Origin of the sequence: Lysinibacillus capsici, from assembly GCF_003367505.1 — a bacterium.
Taxonomy (GTDB): domain Bacteria; phylum Bacillota; class Bacilli; order Bacillales_A; family Planococcaceae; genus Lysinibacillus; species Lysinibacillus capsici.
The window spans coordinates 296705-315480 of record NZ_PXXX01000011.1 but is presented as its reverse complement, the minus strand read 5'-3'; the positions used below and the strand labels follow the sequence as shown (position 1 = coordinate 315480).

20 protein-coding genes and 1 pseudogene are annotated in these 18776 nt (G+C 35.5%); 19 read left to right on the top strand and 2 right to left on the bottom strand.

What is annotated here, in order from left to right; all coding sequences use genetic code 11:
* Positions 1-147: 147 nt before the first annotated feature.
* From C7B89_RS10675 to C7B89_RS10650, 6 genes are all read left to right on the top strand, one after another.
* Positions 148-747 carry an undecaprenyl-diphosphatase gene (locus C7B89_RS10675; protein ID WP_066037318.1) on the top strand — a complete coding sequence of 200 codons (600 nt, stop codon included), beginning with the start codon at positions 148-150 and terminating at the stop codon, positions 745-747.
* A gap of 370 nt (positions 748-1117) precedes the next feature.
* The gene (locus C7B89_RS22915) at positions 1118-1288 is read left to right on the top strand and encodes a hypothetical protein (RefSeq protein ID WP_158539189.1); all 171 of its coding nucleotides are present in this window, start codon (positions 1118-1120) and stop codon (positions 1286-1288) included.
* A gap of 488 nt (positions 1289-1776) precedes the next feature.
* Positions 1777-2598: a DUF2785 domain-containing protein gene (locus C7B89_RS10665; RefSeq protein ID WP_115673684.1), complete on the top strand. Its 822-nt coding sequence runs from the start codon at positions 1777-1779 to the stop codon at positions 2596-2598.
* A gap of 454 nt (positions 2599-3052) precedes the next feature.
* The gene (locus C7B89_RS10660; RefSeq protein ID WP_115673683.1) at positions 3053-3865 is read left to right on the top strand and encodes an aminoglycoside adenylyltransferase domain-containing protein; all 813 of its coding nucleotides are present in this window, start codon (positions 3053-3055) and stop codon (positions 3863-3865) included.
* Positions 3866-4064: 199 nt separating this feature from the next.
* Positions 4065-4607: a hypothetical protein gene (locus tag C7B89_RS22910; RefSeq protein WP_158539188.1), complete on the top strand. Its 543-nt coding sequence runs from the start codon at positions 4065-4067 to the stop codon at positions 4605-4607.
* A 917-nt stretch (positions 4608-5524) separates the two neighbouring features.
* Positions 5525-5902: a hypothetical protein gene (locus C7B89_RS10650; RefSeq protein ID WP_115673681.1), complete on the top strand. Its 378-nt coding sequence runs from the start codon at positions 5525-5527 to the stop codon at positions 5900-5902.
* A gap of 154 nt (positions 5903-6056) precedes the next feature.
* Here C7B89_RS10650 and C7B89_RS23540 read toward each other — a convergent pair.
* Positions 6057-6182 (bottom strand): annotated as a pseudogene (locus tag C7B89_RS23540) (DUF3888 domain-containing protein); the annotation flags it as partial.
* 11 nt (positions 6183-6193) lie between these two features.
* Between C7B89_RS23540 and C7B89_RS10640 the strand changes: the two are divergent.
* The 10 genes from C7B89_RS10640 to C7B89_RS10585 all read left to right on the top strand — a co-directional run bounded on the left by C7B89_RS10640 (position 6194) and on the right by C7B89_RS10585 (position 15878).
* Positions 6194-6382 carry a hypothetical protein gene (locus C7B89_RS10640; protein ID WP_244205629.1) on the top strand — a complete coding sequence of 63 codons (189 nt, stop codon included), beginning with the start codon at positions 6194-6196 and terminating at the stop codon, positions 6380-6382.
* Positions 6383-6557: 175 nt separating this feature from the next.
* Positions 6558-6881, top strand: a complete 324-nt coding sequence (locus C7B89_RS10635) for a GNAT family N-acetyltransferase (RefSeq protein ID WP_115673680.1) — start codon at positions 6558-6560, stop codon at positions 6879-6881.
* A gap of 517 nt (positions 6882-7398) precedes the next feature.
* A complete protein-coding gene (locus C7B89_RS10625; protein WP_115673678.1) occupies positions 7399-7830 on the top strand; it encodes a hypothetical protein in 432 nt (143 codons plus the stop codon).
* A 427-nt stretch (positions 7831-8257) separates the two neighbouring features.
* The gene (locus C7B89_RS10620) at positions 8258-8665 is read left to right on the top strand and encodes an STAS/SEC14 domain-containing protein (RefSeq protein ID WP_167444829.1); all 408 of its coding nucleotides are present in this window, start codon (positions 8258-8260) and stop codon (positions 8663-8665) included.
* A gap of 170 nt (positions 8666-8835) precedes the next feature.
* Complete coding sequence (locus C7B89_RS10615; RefSeq protein ID WP_115673676.1) at positions 8836-9048, top strand: hypothetical protein; 213 nt, start codon at positions 8836-8838, stop codon at positions 9046-9048.
* A gap of 59 nt (positions 9049-9107) precedes the next feature.
* Entirely contained in the window at positions 9108-9374 is a 267-nt protein-coding gene (locus C7B89_RS10610) for a hypothetical protein (RefSeq protein ID WP_004227831.1), read from the top strand.
* Positions 9374-10090, top strand: a complete 717-nt coding sequence (locus tag C7B89_RS10605) for a peptidoglycan recognition protein family protein (RefSeq protein ID WP_115673675.1) — start codon at positions 9374-9376, stop codon at positions 10088-10090. The genes C7B89_RS10610 and C7B89_RS10605 overlap by 1 nt, the downstream gene beginning before the upstream one ends.
* Positions 10091-10590: 500 nt before the next feature.
* A complete protein-coding gene (locus C7B89_RS10595) occupies positions 10591-10812 on the top strand; it encodes a hypothetical protein (RefSeq protein ID WP_115673674.1) in 222 nt (73 codons plus the stop codon).
* 655 nt (positions 10813-11467) lie between these two features.
* Positions 11468-14173 carry an aconitate hydratase AcnA gene (gene acnA / locus C7B89_RS10590; RefSeq protein ID WP_048393126.1) on the top strand — a complete coding sequence of 902 codons (2706 nt, stop codon included), beginning with the start codon at positions 11468-11470 and terminating at the stop codon, positions 14171-14173.
* Between the two features lie 214 nt (positions 14174-14387).
* Positions 14388-15878, top strand: coding sequence for an S-layer homology domain-containing protein (locus C7B89_RS10585; protein WP_115673673.1), 1491 nt, complete (start codon positions 14388-14390; stop codon positions 15876-15878).
* A gap of 55 nt (positions 15879-15933) precedes the next feature.
* Here C7B89_RS10585 and C7B89_RS10580 read toward each other — a convergent pair whose 3' ends face one another.
* Entirely contained in the window at positions 15934-16518 is a 585-nt protein-coding gene (locus C7B89_RS10580; protein WP_066037380.1) for a DJ-1/PfpI family protein, read from the bottom strand.
* A 141-nt stretch (positions 16519-16659) separates the two neighbouring features.
* On the opposite strand from C7B89_RS10580, the gene C7B89_RS10575 reads away from it, so the two are divergent.
* The 3 genes from C7B89_RS10575 (at position 16660) to C7B89_RS10565 (ending at position 18644) form a co-directional block, all read left to right on the top strand.
* Positions 16660-17103, top strand: a complete 444-nt coding sequence (locus C7B89_RS10575; protein WP_048393120.1) for an Lrp/AsnC family transcriptional regulator — start codon at positions 16660-16662, stop codon at positions 17101-17103.
* A 64-nt stretch (positions 17104-17167) separates the two neighbouring features.
* Complete coding sequence (locus C7B89_RS10570; RefSeq protein ID WP_115673672.1) at positions 17168-17683, top strand: sigma-70 family RNA polymerase sigma factor; 516 nt, start codon at positions 17168-17170, stop codon at positions 17681-17683.
* A complete protein-coding gene (locus C7B89_RS10565) occupies positions 17676-18644 on the top strand; it encodes a DUF3221 domain-containing protein (RefSeq protein ID WP_115673671.1) in 969 nt (322 codons plus the stop codon). Before C7B89_RS10570 ends, C7B89_RS10565 begins: the two co-directional genes overlap by 8 nt.
* The last annotated feature ends 132 nt before the right edge of the window (positions 18645-18776 follow it).

The following is an 18776-nucleotide window of genomic DNA, read 5'->3' as shown; positions in this document are numbered from 1 at the left end:
ACGAGCAATTGATACAACTAATCATAAAGGCTTTCAAATCAAAGTGACAATAATGTTAGCTTAAGCAATTAATTGTCACCTTTTACGATGGTTTAAAGATACATTTTTTCTTAACATAGCTTTATAAGCTATAAAGGAGAGAATGTCTTGAATATATTAGAAATAAATAATGATTTATTTAGAATGCTTAATAGTTTAGGAAAAGAATTTCAATTCTTCAATTTACCAATGATTATTATTGCTGAATACACAGTTATTTTTTTAGCTATTTTTGTTATTCTGTTCTGGTTTACCAAAGATAGAGAAAATAAAATAATGCTCATGTGCGCAAGCATAGCTTTCGTTTTGGCTGAAATTATAGGGAAATTTGCAGGGTTATTACATTTTAATCACCAACCATTTGCTGTCCTTTCGAATACAAATCAGTTGATAGAAAAAGCAATAAATAATTCATTTCCAAGCGATCATACCATATTATTTTTTTCATTCTGTATGTCCTTTTGGTTATTTAAAAAAGGAAAATGGATTCTATGGATTTTGCTTGCTATATTAGTCGGAATTTCACGTATTTGGGTAGGAGTTCATTATCCATTAGATGTAATGGTAGGTGCTCTTATTGGAATTACTTCTGCAATAATAATTTACTTTACACTTCCGAAATTAACACTAATAGAAAATGGAATTACCAAATATGAATCCATTGAAAAAGTAATTAGAAGAAAATTCCATAAAACAAATCTAATGTAAAACAATATTAAAGGTCACGTCTAAAATTAAAGTGTACCCTTTACAAAGGGTACACTTTATATGGGTTGTGGCTTTTTCTTTTGCTTTGAAAACTGCATCAAACAGCCAAAACGCTTTGAGTTGAGAGGGCAGAGTTTGGTGATGTTTTGAAAGTGGAATTTGTAGAAAATTGTTCCAATTTATTATCTCTCAGATTATGATTTAGTGGGAGGTTAAATAATGTCAGATAAAATTTAAAACATTTTTATTGGAATCATATTTTTTTGTTGTCCTAATTTTAGGGACATCATTCGTAATTGATACAATAATGATCGATGGATTAAATGTTGATAATGGACTTATAGGTAGTATAGTGGGTGGGATAATAGGAATGGTAGGCGTAATTGTAACTACTTATTTCATTATCGAAGCAAACAAAAAATCAGTGGAGGATTCGTTAAAAAAACAAGATAAGCAGGCAAGGGATAGAGATTACATTGCATTAATCCTTACCAAAGCAGAAGAGTTGAACCATGAAATTATAAAATCTACTCAAATCTAAAAAAAAATAATGGATAATTTCAGAATTAACTAAAACACACCAAATCTTAATGAACACATATGAGGATAGATTTTCTTTAAAACGTAAAGATGACGGAATTTATGATATGGCTAAAAGGGATTTGGTCGAAAACAATCTGAAACTCGAAAAACTGCGAAACGAATTAACAGTTTGTTTAAATACTTTAATTATAAAAAATATTTACATCGGAATTTTATCAGACCAAATTAATGGTTACGAACATACAGTTAATCGGAATATCGAAATAATAATTAATAGATTAGATTCGATAGGTAATTTAAATGAACTAGAAGAAACGTTCCGATGGCATAATAAGTATTACATAAATGATTCAAATAAATTACTAAAAGATTTGAATGATTTTGTTGTAGTAAAACTGAGCGAATTAAGAAAAGGCGTAAGTTGAATACTTTACTAATCAATAAAGGGTTGATTTCAAACAAATTTTTCTAATAGGAGCGTGTAAAATGAATTTAAAAGAAAAGTTGATAGTAATAAAAGAAAATGGGTACCAAGCACCTCCCGATAGATTTCAGTTGATACTAGAAATGATAAATAACATTGGCTCTTTGGATGCCCAACTACGTGATGAGCTAATTTATACAACCTTATCACACTGGATTCTTGATAAATCTCTCACCGCAAACGAACTAGAACAACTTTTACCGGTTGTTTTGGATAAAAACCATTTGCTTTTTAAGCTTGGTGAAACAAATACAGACTCTGTCTTCACTCGGTCTTTCTCCATGCTAGTCATACCGCTCCTCTTAACGAGGCATAGAGAATCACCATTTCTCTCAAGAGAGCAAATTCATCACATAAAAGAGAAAGTATTTTACAATGTACAAGAAGAGCGAGATTACCGTGGGTATGATGAAGAAAAAGGCTGGGCTCATGCCATAGCCCATGCAGCAGATGCTTTAGATGATTTGGCTCAATGTTCCGAACTGGATAAAAGCGACCTCTTAACTATCCTCGATTTGGTTTACGAAAAGATGACTATAACAGAGCGAATTTACTCCGATGGGGAAGATGAGAGAATGGTCAAATCCATAATTAGTGTTTTAAATAGAAAAATACTTAGTCAGACTTGTGTAGAGCAGTGGATTCAAAGTTTTGGTGATGTGGAGAAAAATTCAGAATTTCTCCCTGCCTTTAAGCAAAAAAATAATATAAAGAACTTTTTGAAAAGTTTATACTTTCGAGTTAAATTTTACAAAGCGGATGCCGTTCTCTGCTCCACTATCGAGCAGACATTATATAAAGTAGAAAAAGTATACTATTCCTAATTTTAAAAGTGTCGAATAAAAAAAAGAATATCTTCATAATGAATTACTCTCTTGGTAGCTATCACTTATGACCTGTCCCTATCACTCATCATCTTCAGATTATGCAACCTCTGCATAAAATATAAAACATGTTGCAGAATATGAGAAGAAGCTTTTAGAGGTACAAAATCTAATCGTAAGAGTTACTGGTGATAGAGAGGTCCAAGTGTTGAACTGGATGTTAGATGGCAATTTGCAACGGTGAATAGGCCAACATATGGCTTTATCAGCAACGAGCATTCGAAGAATTAAAAAATAGTATTATTTATCAGATGTTGGCGTAAGAAAGGGAGGGCTCTATGTCCTCTTTTTTTAGTGGCAAATGGAATTTCTATTAATAATCCTTATCAAAAATAGGAATTATATTATTTATTTAGTAATATAAGTATTGATTAGAATTAAAAGGAGAGTTTCTATGGATTCTAAAGTTCCTATCCAAGTTCAAAGTTTTTTAAATGAATATTTATCGTTATTTGAAAATCAAATTCCTAATACACTGGATGCATTATATTTACATGGTTCAATTGCTCTTCATGCTTACATAGAAGGTTCTAGTGATATTGACTTTATTGCTGTTGTAAATCGATCCCTAACTGAATCAGATGTGAAAATAATATCTGATCTTCATGAAAAACTAAATCAAAAATATAAGAAAACAGTAATGGATGGGTGTTATTTACTAGATAAAGATTTTGGTAAGAAACAATCTGAGATAAAGAATTGTTTATACGTAAATGAAGGTAAAACAAAATGGAGTAATCATTGTACTAACCCTATTACTTGGTGGATTTTAAAAAACAAAGGAATCACTATAAAGGGTTCAGATGTTACCACATTAGTTTTTAATGTTGATGAAAGTATATTAATTGAATATGTTTTAGAAAATATGAATACCTATTGGTTAAATCGATTGAAGACAATAAAAAAATATAAGACCATAGCTCTTCTGTTACCAAATAAATTTGTCGATATGGAAGTAGAGTGGTCTATTACAGGGATGTTACGTCAATTTTATACACTTAGAGAATGCGATATTGTTTCAAAGGTAGATGCTAGTAAATATGCAATCAATCATATACCAGAAAGATGGCATAACCTTATAAAAGAAGCTATTAGTATAAAAGAAGGATTGAACATACGTTATTATAAATCTAAAAAACAACGTATTGATGATACTATCCAATTCATGAATTACATACTTGATGCTTGCAATAATATTGAAAAATAATAAACTAATCAATGTTTAAATGTGATACATGTTACAAACGTTATATATGTTACACATTAGGTATTCAAAAATTTATCTTGTAAAATGGGAGGCAGGACGGTGAGGTAAGGTTTTCCTCCCTTGGTATTTATAAATTACTAATTATTACGGAAAGACAGACTGACCTGCGCCGAGCAAATTAGTTCGGAGCATGACATACATGGCTGGTCTATATTTTGAAAAAGAGTTAGCAGAATTCATGAAGATTGTGAAGAAAGTTGTAATAACAAGAATGTCCATCAAGGAGTACAGGTACCACAACAACCTGTTGGTACGGGGTTTCCAGAGCTTGCTTATATTTATGATACAACTGCTCAACCAGATAGATATTCCGAATAATGGTCAAATTACTTTCAATACACATGGCAATATTACTCCTGCAGGGTTTGTCACACATGTACCAGGAACAACACCTATTATAATAAACCAAATGGGTACTTACCTTATTATCTATGAAGTGTTCGCTATAGGTACGCCTTCTTCTGCTTTTGCTTTGTTCAATGGCAACAACCAAATAGCAGGTTCCAATTATGGGGGTAATTCTCCTACCACAAGGCAAACTGGTGAAGTGATCACGACTTTAAATGCAATGGATGTTCTTACTTTAAGAAGTATTGATACCACTCCAATATCTTTATTAAATACTACAACTAGTGGTAGTTCGGTTATCAGTGCCTCTATTGTAATTTTAAGATTAGCATAAGTTTTTTATTGCGAGTCACATCTAATAAGGTGTGGCTTTTTGTATTTATAAATTAATTTTGTTTTTATAGTTCGAATTTTGAAAGGAGTGGTTTATATGTGAACTTCGTCAAACTTACTATAGATTTAAAGTGCACGAAAATGCACTTTAAATCTAACATACAATTACGAAATAACGTGGTACGCTCTGCCAGAATGTCAAAAGTGAGCACTCGACAATAGGATTACCACACTATTTAAGCTTTCATTTTAGGATGAAGGTTTTTTATTTTGCTTTGAAAACTGCATCAAACAGCCAAAATGCTTTGAGGTGAGAGAGCGGGGTTTGTGTAGTTTTGAGAGCAAAAAGTTATTACATATATTTTATTTGCCAAAAACGAGCTAACAGTAATCAAGCAATTTCATCTACGTCATTAGGTACTATTAATACCGCGTGTACCAATGTGGACATTGCCATTGACCCTGCAAATGGTCACTTATATATAGCGCGTGTTGCTAAAACAATAAATTTCCTACTTCATATAATGTACATTAGGCAAAGAGTACCAATAAGGACTCATGGTCTATGTTTTTTGCTACGTTAAAAAACACTACATTTCACAAAAGGTGAACTTTACTATCTTTTCCCACATGGCGGTCATGCCTATTGTGCTAGCCGCTTCCCTAGACCTGAATCACACTTTAGAGCCTACCAAAAGAATCACTTTGAGCTAGTGGATGTTGCTATTGATGCGCAAGCTCAAGTACTTAATATATTTGGCTCGTGTAGTAAAGCCACCCTCACATTTTTATCAAATTGACGAGGAATACATCATTACGGAGCCACGAGCAGATGGTTACTACAGTGTGTTTTTTTAGCATCGTCCAGATTATCCACCAATTGGGGCATATAAACGTAATGAATGTTTTGAGTATATTGTGTCTCTTGAAGAATCAGTAACAGACCCGGCTACCATATTTGAGGTTGGCGATATTGTAGAAAATTTGGATGCATCACTTATCAGGCATAAACATTATGAAAATGGTGAGCAGGCAACGGTGATAGAGAATTTTTATGGTTGCATATCAATTAAGAGAAATGGGCTTGTAGATAGGAAGGACATAAGTAGCGTGCTTTTAATAGGAGAGGAACTACAAGCTATTAGAAAAGTTGGATCTAGACCCGTACTGGAAGCTGTTATGGTGAACGATAAGCAGGAAAAGGTGAACCAAACGACAAAAATTGAGTGCGAAATATCTGAAATAGTGAAATTACCTGTCAAGAAGCAAAAATATGAGCAGTTGAGTTTGTTTTGAAAATGGGATAGACATTTGAAAACAATCATACTTAGGAAAGTTAAGTCAAAGGGAGTGAAATGGGGAATAGTAGAAAGATGTTTAGGAGGATAAAGAGTGAAAGAAACAATATCTATAATGGTCCGCCTATAGTTCCACCAGGAGACAGAATTGACTATTCTGGTGGATATTTATAAGTCTTTAGGTGAGTGTGATTTATCAATTTAACTTCAGGTCCATAAGATATTTCATAGGTCATTCGATCCTTCCCTATGGGATTATACTGAATGCCTGTAGGTTCAAAGTGATCCAGTGTATACAGAAGTACAACGGCGTGTATATTCTCTAAATTATCGAATTAAGGAGTATGAGCAAAAGATTGCGGAGATACAAAAACGTATTCCATTAGTCCACGGGGATCGAGAGGTTGAGGTACTTCATAGATTGCTTGATGGGGATAGTATGCGAGCGATTGGTAAGCGCATGGAAATTATCCAGTAAGACGATATTTAGGGTTAGAAATAATATATTGGAACAAATGATGGAGTAGCTGAAGGGCTACTTCTTTTTAGTTAATTCTAAAAGTATTGATTTTTCAACTTACGAAGCAGTTCAGTTCAAGATGAATGAATATTAGATTATAGATAAGTCAAACATATCAAGGAGATAGACAATAATGGAAGAGATAGTACTAAGAAAAATGTCAAAAGATGAATTTGAGAATTACTTTCAAAATAAGATTGAAAGATTTTGGGATGTTTTATCTAAAAATATACATGAACAGGGAGATGAGCCTTCTACCAAAGCACACAAACAATTAAAAGGTTTACTACCAAATGGAATTGAAACACCTAATCATCACCTTTTTGATATACAAAGAGGAGAAAAGGTAATAGGCTTTGTTTGGTTAAAAATTGAGGAAGAAAAGAAAAGTGCTTTTCTATATGAAATTTATATTTTCGAAGAATACAGGGGGAAGGCTTTGGAACAGAAACAATGAATCATTTAGAGGACTTCTTAATTCATGTTAACTAAAGGAATTGAAGCATTTCAGAGCGAGAGAAAAGTTTATGGTTGGTTATTAATCGGGCATTTTTTATTTGCGGTTTATTTATCAATGTATCAATTCACAGTTTTACTATGACCAACATTAAGGAGTGGTTTATATGTGAACTTCGTCCACTTTCCATAGAATTCAGTCAAACTTACTATAGCTACAAAGTGCACGGAAATGCACTATAAAATTAGAACACAATTCGTTACAAAATAACGTCCTCTACCACGAGTCAGAAAAGGGCACTCGACAATTTACCACAATATCAAAGCTTTCATCTTAGGATGGAGGCTTTTTATATAGTTTATTATTTCAATTATTTGTTTAATATACTAAAAATGGTTTAAAATTGAAAATAGTATGTTTCTTGGATGGTTAATATTCCTTATTTTTGAATTAAAGGTAATTTTATTTATTTTTTTGTGATAAACTATTTATGTAATACATAAAAGGAGGATTATTTATGAAAAAAGGTTTAGTTTTAGCACCTGTTATAGCACTTGGATTATTTGGAGGATTACATAATGTAGCATCTGCTAATGAGGTATTAAACACTTCTGAAGAAACTATTCAGTATGCTGCAACAACAAGTAGTGTTTATGAAAAAGCGACAGAAATAAAAAGTGGTGAATATGTAAATTCTTATACAAACAGATATACTCCGATTCGCTACTACAAGTTTTATTATGATCGTTATTCAGGATATGCATCGCTTCTTTTCCATCCAGATGGTAACCACAAAATGAATGTGCTGAATGGTAACTTTATCAAAGTAGCAACAGATAGAAATGTTACGGCAGAGGATCTGACTTATGGATGGAATTATATTGAAGTAATTGAAACAGCCCCAGGTATTGTATTTGATCAGCCATTTAAATTAATGGTTGCATGGTAATAGTATTGTAGAGCAAGAGCACCTATTTGGGTGCTTTTTCTTTTGCTTTGAAAACTGCATCAAACAGCCATACAAATAAAAAGGACTGGTTACGGGTAAGTAAGTATCTTAGGAACATTAGATATCGAAAAAGACTGTCATGTACTAGTAACCGATAGGGCGGAGTTTGGTGTGGTTTTATTGGGTAAAGATAGGGGGTGAGAATATGGATAACTATATTATGAAATTTTATTTAGATAACGGTGATGAGGTTTCTACACCAGAATTTTAATCAGTGTATTACCAGTATCGGCCACTCAAACAGAAACGCAAGCAGAAGCTTAGCGTTATTTTTATTGTCTGAATCAAACATAGAATATGGTTTTATGAAGTGCAAGTAAACGGCAGGCGGTATAAGTTAAGCGTTGAATTTATATGGTTTTAATGGATAATAGAAACTGAGGGAGATGATTCTAAGTTGATAGTGAAAAATGTCAACACCGAAGTTTCAGGAGATATAATAGTTACCCACCTGATAGGTCAAATAAAAATTCAAGACGTTAATGATTGGTTTAATGATTTTGAAAAGGTGTGTCAGCAGTTTATTTCTGAAGGTAGAGAGTACAAATTGTTGGTAGATAGGAAAGGATACACCCCAGATCATTTTTCTGTTCAAAAAGAATGGAAAGATAAGTTCTATAATAAAACAATGCTAAAACACAGTAAAGCAATTGCGTTTCTCCTTGAAGAGGGAGAGATAATGAACCATTTAAAGAAATCCAACACAAAAAAGTCTGTTGAATTTTTCGATAATTACGAACTGGCATTCAAATGGTTGGTTGAGTATTCAAAATAAGATTCTTTTTATAATTGATGAATGTTTTAACAACAATAATTCGCCTTCTACTATCAATCAGTGGAGGGCTTTTAATGCTATGAGAGCAATCGATATGGGCTACAGTACACTGTACTGAATATCGATGCTTATCATGGCTTTTTATATTAGGGCAAAGGATTGGTGATTGAATGGATATTGTATCCGCAGTAACAACAGCAAGTCATATAGCAAACTCCCAGGTTGTGTGGTCGATTTTGTGTATTTGCTTAGTCGTGTATGTTTTTTGGAATTCAGCAAAACGAGAGCAAAAACTAACGGGAAATTTAGAAGCTTTAACTGCAGCGCAAGGTAAACAAGCAACAGCAATGCAAGGAATCAGTCGCAGTTTAACATCGTTATAAGGACGTATGGACCGCATGGAAAAACATACTTATAAAAACAAAGAAAAGGATGATGAATAATGGATTTAACAAACATTTTTATGATTGCAATGATGATGGTTGCAATTGTCTTAGCAGTTGCAGAGGTACTTAAAAAGACGTTTAATCTTAATACTCAATACATGCCGATCACGTCTGTAGTGATTGGTATTTTTATTGGTTTGGTATTATGGCCTTTAGCTGAATTTCCACTGTACGTTATGTTGATTTCTGGCTTTATAGCAGGACTAACAGCGTCAGGCACATTTGATTTGTTAAAGGCAGCTAAAAAGGAAGGTGAACAGTAATGGCTTATACGTTCAAACAAACCTTTCTACCTGCAAACAAATATTCAATCAAGACGCCATACACCATGGTGCCTCAATTTATCACTGTGCACAATACAGCAAATGATGCACCAGCTGCTAACGAAATTGCTTATATGATCAATAACAATAATCAAGTATCTTATCATGTTGCGATAGATGATAAAGAGGTGATCCAAGCTATTCCGTTTAATCGTAACGCTTGGCATTGTGGAGATGGTGGAGGTAGTTCGGATCCTAAGGCATCAAAGAAAGGCAACCGTATTTCTATTGGAATAGAAATCTGCTACAGCAAAAGTGGTGGTGTTCGTTATGGAGTGGCTGAAGAAAATGCAGTTCAGTACATTGCAAAATTATTGAAGCAATACGGCTGGGGCATTGAGCGAGTGAAGAAACATCAGGACTGGAACAGCAAGTATTGTCCCCACCGTATATTGACAGAAAATCGTTGGAATAGTTTTTTGAAACGAATTGAAGAAGCAATGAATCCGATGGAAAAAGGAAAACCAACAGAAAAGGATGAAGATAAAATGCAATTCTCAAATGAGACAACTAAAGCAGCAGTTCGTGATTACATTAAACAGGCTGTAGATAAAGGTAAGATAGATAAATCATGGCTTGGTAAATTTGATGCTGAAAAAATGACAAGTGGGGATTTTGAAGGTTTGAAGATTATTATTGAGCAGCGTAGTAAATAATGCTCGTTTCTGTAAATTCGCTAAAACCAGCAAAGCTAAAATTTAGCCGAGCTGGTCTTTTTGTTTAACATTATACTATTAAGAAGTATAAAAGTAGTAAAAAACAAAAAATAAATACACCAATAAATATTAAATTAAAGGTATCTATATTTTTTTGATTATACTCTGGAGGTTGTTCGAGTGTAGTTGTAAAAATCTTTTGTGAGGGCAAAGCCTCATCAACAATTTTCTCCTTCGGAATTGGTGTTTTTTCAATTACAGAATTGCAATATTCACATACATATAAACAGTAACCATCTTTATTTACTTCTTCAAATGAATTATTGGCTAAACAATTAGGGCAATTTATCAATTACATTTTCCTCTCTGCTCATATCTGCTATTTCCCATTTTAGGAAAATCAGGATGTTTTGTATATAGAAATAAAAGTTAATATTCTCTTCAATGGAAGGGTATTTAAACTTATATGTAGAAATATCTGTAAAAAAGGGGTGTGGATTATGAATTACAATATAATAGTACCAGTAAAATTTTTATTCAAACGCAAGCCTGACAATGTACCAATTATAGGTTTATCAAGCTTACATTTAACACACGGTGAACATGAAGCACTAACAGACGATGTTGCTCTAAACCTTTTAAGAGCACAGGGTTACAACGTAATCAGAATGATCCAAAGAGATGAAAATATTATAAGTATTAACTTCAAAGAAAGGTTTTAAAGGCTGTCAAATATGATAGCCTATAATAAAAACACCAACAAAGAAAAAGAGCCCAGACACATGGATCGTGATGAATTTGATTTAGAAGAAATTTCAAAATCATAACTGAAGCAGTGAGAGAAAGCAAACAAAAATCTTTAGAATCTACAAACGAGATGAACCAAGAGAAGGTACCATAATAAAAATGTATTAATAATAGTAGAAAATTGTTTGTATAGTAAAAATCAAAATAAAAATGCCACAGATTGTTGCAAAGAAATACTATTAACTTTAAAGGAATTTATATATCGATCTTTCCTTATAAAATAGTACCTGTCCAAACCTTCTTTATCTACATTTTTACGAACTGGGGCACCATTTTAAAAAAGTTACAGGTGCCCCAGCAAGTGCCCCAAAAAGTACCCCAGTTAAATACACTTAGATATGCTTCGTTAGACAGGTATAGAAACCCTCATTAATACAAAACCTTGATATTATGCACATCAAAAAATTAAAAACATCAGGATAGAAACCAAGGTCATAAGTTATGCTTATCAAAAAAGATAATATTAATGTAATTTACTTATGAATATAAATGCGCTATCATGGGTATTGGAGAAAAGATGCTACACATTTTTAAAGCCTTTTCAAAAAGATATATTAGGGGGATCCGCAAATGGCACAAGGTAATTTACACAACAGCCGTGCATCATTCGAAGTGAATGGTAAAACTTACAATTACTATGACTTAGCTGCGATTGAAAAAGCTGGCGTTGCAAAAGTTTCAAACCTTCCTTACTCAATTAAAGTATTATTAGAATCTGTTTTACGTCAATATGATGCGTATGTAATTAAAGAAGAACACGTAAACGAATTAGCAAAATGGGGTAACGGTGCTGACCCAGAGGCAGAAGTACCATTCAAACCTTCTCGTGTTGTATTACAAGACTTTACTGGTGTACCAGTAGTTGTTGACCTTGCATCTCTTCGTTCTGCAATGAAAGAAATGGGCGGCGACCCAAGCAAAATCAACCCTGCTATTCCAGTTGACCTTGTAATTGACCACTCAGTACAAGTTGACAAATATGGTAATGCATCTGCATTACAAGCAAACATGGACCTAGAATTTGAACGTAACGCTGAGCGTTATAACTTCTTAAAATGGGCTCAAACTGCTTACAATAACTTCCGTGCTGTACCACCAGCAACAGGTATCGTTCACCAAGTAAACTTAGAGTACTTAGCTCCAGTTGTACACGTAAACGAAAATGCTGACGGCACATTCGAAACATTCCCAGATTCAGTAGTAGGTACTGACTCTCATACAACAATGATCAACGGTATCGGCGTTCTTGGATGGGGCGTAGGTGGTATCGAAGCTGAAGCAGGTATGCTTGGTCAGCCTTCATACTTCCCAATTCCAGAAGTTATCGGTGTTAAATTAGTTGGCGATCTTCCAAACGGAACAACTGCTACTGACTTAGCATTAAAAGTAACACAAGTATTACGTCAACGTGGCGTAGTTGGTAAATTCGTTGAGTTCTTCGGACCTGGCGTATCTAAATTACCACTAGCTGACCGTGCGACAATCTCTAACATGGCTCCTGAATATGGTGCTACATGTGGTTACTTCGCAATCGACGAAGAATCATTAAACTACATGCGTTTAACTGGTCGTGACGAAGAGCACATTGCGGTTGTAGAAGCTTACTTAAAAGCGAACCACATGTTCTTCGATCCAACATTAGAGCCAGTTTACACAGACGTTTTAGAAGTAAACTTAGCTGAAATCGAACCAAACCTTTCTGGTCCTAAACGTCCACAAGACTTAATTCCACTATCTCAAATGCGTTCTCGTTACAAAGAAGCAGTAGTGGCACCACAAGGTACACAAGGTTTCGGTTTAACAGAAGATGAATTCGAAAAAACTTCTGTAGCGAAATTCGCTGAAGGCGATGTAGAAATTCCAACAGGTGCTGTTGCGATTGCTGCGATCACTTCTTGTACAAATACTTCTAACCCATACGTATTAATTGCTGCGGGCTTAGTGGCGAAAAAAGCTGTAGAAAAAGGTCTGACAGTGCCGAAATGGGTAAAAACTTCTTTAGCACCAGGTTCTAAAGTTGTAACTGGTTACCTTGAAGATTCAGGTTTACAAACATACCTTGACCAAATCGGTTTCAACACTGTAGGTTACGGTTGTACAACATGTATCGGTAACTCAGGTCCATTATTACCTGAAATCGAAGAAGCAATTAAAGCAAATGACTTATTCGTAACTTCAGTTCTTTCTGGTAACCGTAACTTTGAAGGTCGTGTACACCCACTTGTAAAAGCTAACTACTTAGCTTCACCACCACTTGTTGTTGCTTATGCACTTGCTGGTACAGTGGATATCGATCTACAAAAAGATTCATTCGGTAAAGACAAAGATGGTAACGAAGTATTCTTCGCTGATATCTGGCCATCAACAGAAGAAGTTAATGCAGTATTAGGTACTGTTGTTAACCGTGAGTTATTCCAAAAAGAATACGAAACTGTATTCACAGCGAACGAAAAATGGAATGCAATTGAAACATCAACTGAGTCTCTATACACATTTGATGACAAATCAACTTACATCCAAAACCCACCATTCTTCCAAGGTCTTGCAAAAGAGCCAGAAGCTATTAAAGGCTTAGACGGCTTACGCATTATGGCGAAGTTCGGTGACTCAATCACAACTGACCATATTTCTCCAGCTGGTGCAATCGGTAAAGATACACCTGCAGGTAAATATTTAATTGAAAACGGTGTTGCAATCCGTGACTTCAACTCTTACGGTTCTCGTCGTGGTAACCACGAAGTAATGATGCGTGGTACATTTGCAAACATCCGTATCCGTAACCAAGTTGCTCCTGGTACAGAGGGTGGATTCACTACTTACTGGCCAACAGGCGAAGTAGAGTACATCTATGACGCATGTATGAAATACCAAGAGCAAGGTACTGGCTTAGTCGTACTTGCTGGTAACGACTACGGTATGGGTTCTTCTCGTGACTGGGCTGCGAAAGGTACATTCCTACTTGGCGTGAAAACTGTTATCGCACAATCTTACGAGCGTATCCACCGTTCTAACCTAGTAATGATGGGTGTTCTTCCACTTCAATTTATGCCAGGTGAATCTGCTGATACATTAGGCTTAACTGGTAAAGAAGAAATCTCTGTTAACATTACTGACAACGTAAAACCACGTGAAATCTTAACAGTAACTGCTAAATCTGAAGACGGCACAGTTAAAACTTTCCAAGCTTTAGCTCGTTTCGACTCAGAAGTAGAGGTAGACTACTACCGCCATGGTGGTATCCTACAAATGGTTCTACGCGCAAAAGCTGCTGAGTAATCATCACCATAAAAACCGATCTCTTAGGAGGTCGGTTTTTTTATTTATTAAGAGAGTGTTGGATAGAAGTGACCAAAATATGTATAAATAGCACCAAATGACGGATTTAATGGATAATTATAATTTAATTTCCAATGAACCTAGCATTTTTCCAATTCTTTCGCTAAAATTAATAGGTAAGCATTAAATTTACATAAACGGGGGACGATTGATTATGACAAAGAAAAAACATAAGTTTTATACAGCGGCAACAGCGGCAATGGCGGTTACTGCTGTTGCGGTAGTACCTGTATCGGCGGCTAGTCCATTTTCAGATGTGAGTGAGGATTATGCGCATTATAATAGTATTTCTACATTGCATGCAGCAGACATCATTAATGGTTTTCCAGATGGTACATTTAAGCCTTCAAAGGATGTGACACGTGGACAGGCAGCAAAGATGATAGCAAGTGCTTTTCATCTAACTACAACGGATACGGCTGTCGAGAATCCGAATTTCAAGGATGTCGACTCATCTAGCCCATACTATAAAGCGATTGTTACATTAGTTAATCTTGGCGTTGTACAAGGCTATGAGGATGATACATTCCGTCCAGATGACACAATTACTCGTGGTCAAATGGCAGTAATGGTAGCAGAGGCTGCAGGTTTAACAGCAGAAGGTAAAAGTCCATTCACAGATGTACAGCAAGATAGTCCATTTGCAGATGCAGTAACAGCTCTGTATGAGGCAGGCATTGCGAAGGGTGTTACTGCCACAGAATTTGGTGTAGATAAAAATGTTACTCGTGGTCAGTTAGCAACATTTATTGTGAACGCATTAGGCTTAGCTGAGGATACACAGCCTACAACAGAAGTAAAAGAGGAAGAGCCTAAAGAGGAGCAAGTAACAGAAGAACAACCTACTACAACAAAGGATAGTGCTTTGTTAGAGGAAGTATTTACGAAAACATTAGCCAAGCAAAAAGAGCTAAAAAGCATGAAGGCTACCATGACGATCTCTCAGACAGTGGAGGCAAACGATGGTAAGGAAACCATGAAAATGGATTCTAAAGGCAACATGAAGATGGAAATTGTTACAGAGCCAATGCAATTCTTTGCTGATGGTTCAATGGCTTTAACAGATCCAACAAGTGGTGAAGCGATTAATTTGCCGATTAAAATGTATATGACGGCTAAAGATGGTATGTATATGTATGAGGCAGAACAAAAGGCCTGGGTAAAGTTCCCGAAACAATTATTTGAAGATGTACTGAGCCAAACAGGGATGCAGCCAGATGCAACTGAACAATTGGAGATGCTACAAGCATTTGCCGAAGATTTTACATTAGTAGAATCAGCAAACCGTTATGAATTAACATTAAAAGGCTCTGGCGATAAATTCACAGAGCTAGTGAAGCAGCAGCTTGGCGCAATGGATTTAGGAATGGAAGCGGATCTAGAGGCACAATTAGGCAATATTTCCTTTGATGGTCTCACATATAAATTATTGATTAATAAAGAAACATTCGATGTAGAAGAAATTGCTATGGACATGACATTAAAGATGCAAGTAGAAGGCAATTCGATCAAAACAAGACAGCAAACAACGATCAAATATCATGATTTCAATGCGGTAACGACAATTACGATTCCAAAAGATGTGCTAGACAATGCAAAGGAAATGGATTTGAGTGCATCAGAAACAGCACCAGTAAGTAAATAATACAAAAAGTAGGTTTATGCCAAGTATATTGGTGTAAGCCTACTTTTTTTATGCTTTAGTGGAAGCCCATTAATTCTTTTACTTTCGCTGTGTTTGGAGCAGATGTTAGAGTTTCTAGTAAGCGAAAGGCAACATCAAAGGCTGTTCCTGGATTGGAGGAGGTGATGATATGATCAGTTTGCACAATGCGCTCGTTGACAATTGCTGCACCATAGCCCTTTAGCTGTGCTAAACGTTTACTTGTTGGATGATTATAGGTTGTTGCTTGACGATGCTGAAGAATTCCACTGTGGCCTAAAATAAGAGAAGCTACACAGATTGTTGCAATCGGTTTTTTCTGTTCATCAAAGTGACGAACGACTGCCTGAAATTCCTCGCTAAACGCATCCTCATAAAAACCGGCTTCCTCAAAGCCTCCAGGAATCGCTAATGCATCAAAATCCTCTAATACAATTTCATGGAGCAATTTTTCAGGAGTGACTTTAAAATTCCAGGTGCATTGCAGCTGTTCATGCAGGCCGACCGTAACCACATCTGTCGTACCATCACCTTCCCACTTATTCCAGCCGAGCACATCAGTAAAGACGCTTGCCTCCACCGCTTCAAAGCCATTTGCTAATAGTAACAATATTTTTTTCATGTTTGTTTTGCCTCCTTTATTGATATTATTGTAAACAAAAGGGAGAAAAGATTACATACGTTGTATAATGGATTTTAGGTAAAAAACTTTATTTGAAAAGGTATTATGTCATAAATAATTTATTTAGAAAGGTGAAGGACCATGGATCATATTGATACACAAATATTACAGCAGTTACAGCAAAATGCCAAAATCTCTATGAAGGAATTAGCCACTACCGTTCATTTATCCTCTCCTGCCGTTATTGAAAGAATCAGAAAGCTAGAGGAGCAGGGGGTGATTGAGGGCTATCATGCAAAGGTAAATCTGAAAAAGATGGAGCGTACGATTGAAGCCATTATTTTATTTAAGTCCATTGATTGTAAAAGTCTTTCTTCATTTTGTAATGCTCATCCTGATGTTTTGGCATGTTATCGAGTGGCTGGGGAAATTAGCTATATTGTTAAATTAGCGACCTATTCAGTAGAAACATTAGAACAATTTATTGATGCGGCTATGCCCTATGGCACACCTTCTACTAATATCGTGTTATCTTCAACGGAAAAACAAGTGATTACACCATTTGCTGACAATGATTTGGAGTAAATGACAAAAAAAGCAAACCTCGAAGCCGTGGGCACCGTTTATAGGGTAGAGAGGAGGAAGAATGTTGCTAATTCATGAACTGGAACGAATAATGGAACAGCATACAGAGAGGCTTATTCGTCTTGCCTTTTACTATGTTAGAGATTTACAAAGTGCTGAAGATATCGTACAGGATGTCTTTATTAAGTTCTATGATAATCAGCAAAACTATGAGGAACGTGGGGAGCTAAAGGCGTATTTATCAAAATTAGTTAGTAATCGAAGTAAAGATTATTTACGTAGCTGGACCTATCGGAAAATTCAAGTGCAACAGAAGATTTTTCCGCAGCAAACCGTTATGAGAAGAGATATGCTTGTACAGCAAGATGAACGTACTTTGATTGAAAATGCGATTCTAGCTCTCCCTTTCAAACAGCGAGAGGTCATTATACATTTTTATTTTGAAGAAATGTCTGTGGTAGACATTGCAGAGCTGTTAACGATTCCTGAAAGCACCGTCAAAACAAGGCTACGTCGTGGGCGAGAGTTATTGAAGCTACAATTACAGCATGTTGAATGGGAGGTGCTCCTGCATGAGTAAAATGGATGCTCGCGTAGTAAGGGATTTATCAGAAAGTAAAAAGCGTGTGATGACAAATGTGGTTCAGCATTTACAGCAACGCCAAGAAAAAAAATCTGCAAAACGCTGGCCATATGGTGTTTTGGCTATGATTTTAAGTGTCTGCATAGGGCTGTTTATATATCATCAATATAATGAACAACAACAGCAAGCTTCTACTATTCCACCCGTATTAGATGAGCGGATTTTAGAGCTATATTTACAACTTGATTCTTTTATGAACGGAAAGAATCGTTTATATAAGGCAAGCTTTGATAACTTTTTATATTTAGAATCGACCTTTGCTTATGCGCAATCGAAAAAACTAGTACCTACACAAGAGCAAGTAGATAAGGCACTCGAACAGTTCATGGAAGAGTGGAGCTATGAGGATGATACTCGGCCAACTTATGATAAGCTTCTGCAAATGTTGCAAGTCACAAACGAAGGGTTTATAGAGAACTATGGCAAGCCAATTGCCTATAAAATGGCTACATTTGACTTATTATGGGAGGCAAGCCAAGCCGATTATAAGGATGTAAGTAATCCCATTCGTACATGGCTTGTCGAGCAAGAAGCCATGAATTATTTAGAACAACATTATCATAAAGACATTGCCGCCTTACGAGAAAAATATAAAATCCCAGAAAAGGACAGCCAAATGAAGCTCATCAGAAGTGGAACGGTCTTAGCGATCAAGGAACATGAATTTTTAGTTGTCTCAGGCGTCTTGGCAAGCGAGGTTGGGCAAAAATCTGTCGATGAATTAGTGCAAAAACATAGTAATGGTACATGGTTCCCTCTAGTGGATGTCCCGCAAACACTATCAGTTGGTGATCGAGTAGAAGTTCAATATAGACAGTCGATTGGGAACGATGACGCTCAGCCATTCATTGATTATAAGGATATCGTAGAAATGAAAATAGTAAAGGAATCTCACTAACAAGAAGCTAGACATTCTCGTGCTATTCAATAGTAAAACATTGCTGAAGAGCTTTTTGATTCAAACCATTCAACAGCCACAATATGCTGATCTCCATCAAAGTATTGCCACTTGTCTCAACGAAATTTTTTA

Bases quoted from the DNA above. Each gene is read 5' to 3' on its own strand.
- C7B89_RS10625 (WP_115673678.1), top strand. From the start codon at position 7,399: ATGAAAAAAGGTTTAGTTTTAGCACCTGTTATAGCACTTGGATTATTT.
- C7B89_RS10595 (WP_115673674.1), top strand. From the start codon at position 10,591: ATGAATTACAATATAATAGTACCAGTAAAATTTTTATTCAAACGCAAG.
- C7B89_RS10665 (WP_115673684.1), top strand. From the start codon at position 1,777: ATGAATTTAAAAGAAAAGTTGATAGTAATAAAAGAAAATGGGTACCAA.
- C7B89_RS10605 (WP_115673675.1), top strand. From the start codon at position 9,374: ATGGCTTATACGTTCAAACAAACCTTTCTACCTGCAAACAAATATTCA.
- C7B89_RS10635 (WP_115673680.1), top strand. From the start codon at position 6,558: ATGGAAGAGATAGTACTAAGAAAAATGTCAAAAGATGAATTTGAGAAT.
- C7B89_RS10660 (WP_115673683.1), top strand. From the start codon at position 3,053: ATGGATTCTAAAGTTCCTATCCAAGTTCAAAGTTTTTTAAATGAATAT.
- C7B89_RS10615 (WP_115673676.1), top strand. From the start codon at position 8,836: ATGGATATTGTATCCGCAGTAACAACAGCAAGTCATATAGCAAACTCC.
- C7B89_RS10575 (WP_048393120.1), top strand. From the start codon at position 16,660: ATGGATCATATTGATACACAAATATTACAGCAGTTACAGCAAAATGCC.
- C7B89_RS22915 (WP_158539189.1), top strand. From the start codon at position 1,118: ATGGTAGGCGTAATTGTAACTACTTATTTCATTATCGAAGCAAACAAA.
- C7B89_RS10585 (WP_115673673.1), top strand. From the start codon at position 14,388: ATGACAAAGAAAAAACATAAGTTTTATACAGCGGCAACAGCGGCAATG.
- acnA (WP_048393126.1), top strand. From the start codon at position 11,468: ATGGCACAAGGTAATTTACACAACAGCCGTGCATCATTCGAAGTGAAT.
- C7B89_RS10580 (WP_066037380.1), bottom strand. From the start codon at position 16,518: ATGAAAAAAATATTGTTACTATTAGCAAATGGCTTTGAAGCGGTGGAG.
- C7B89_RS10610 (WP_004227831.1), top strand. From the start codon at position 9,108: ATGGATTTAACAAACATTTTTATGATTGCAATGATGATGGTTGCAATT.
- C7B89_RS22910 (WP_158539188.1), top strand. From the start codon at position 4,065: ATGGCTGGTCTATATTTTGAAAAAGAGTTAGCAGAATTCATGAAGATT.
- C7B89_RS10565 (WP_115673671.1), top strand. From the start codon at position 17,676: ATGAGTAAAATGGATGCTCGCGTAGTAAGGGATTTATCAGAAAGTAAA.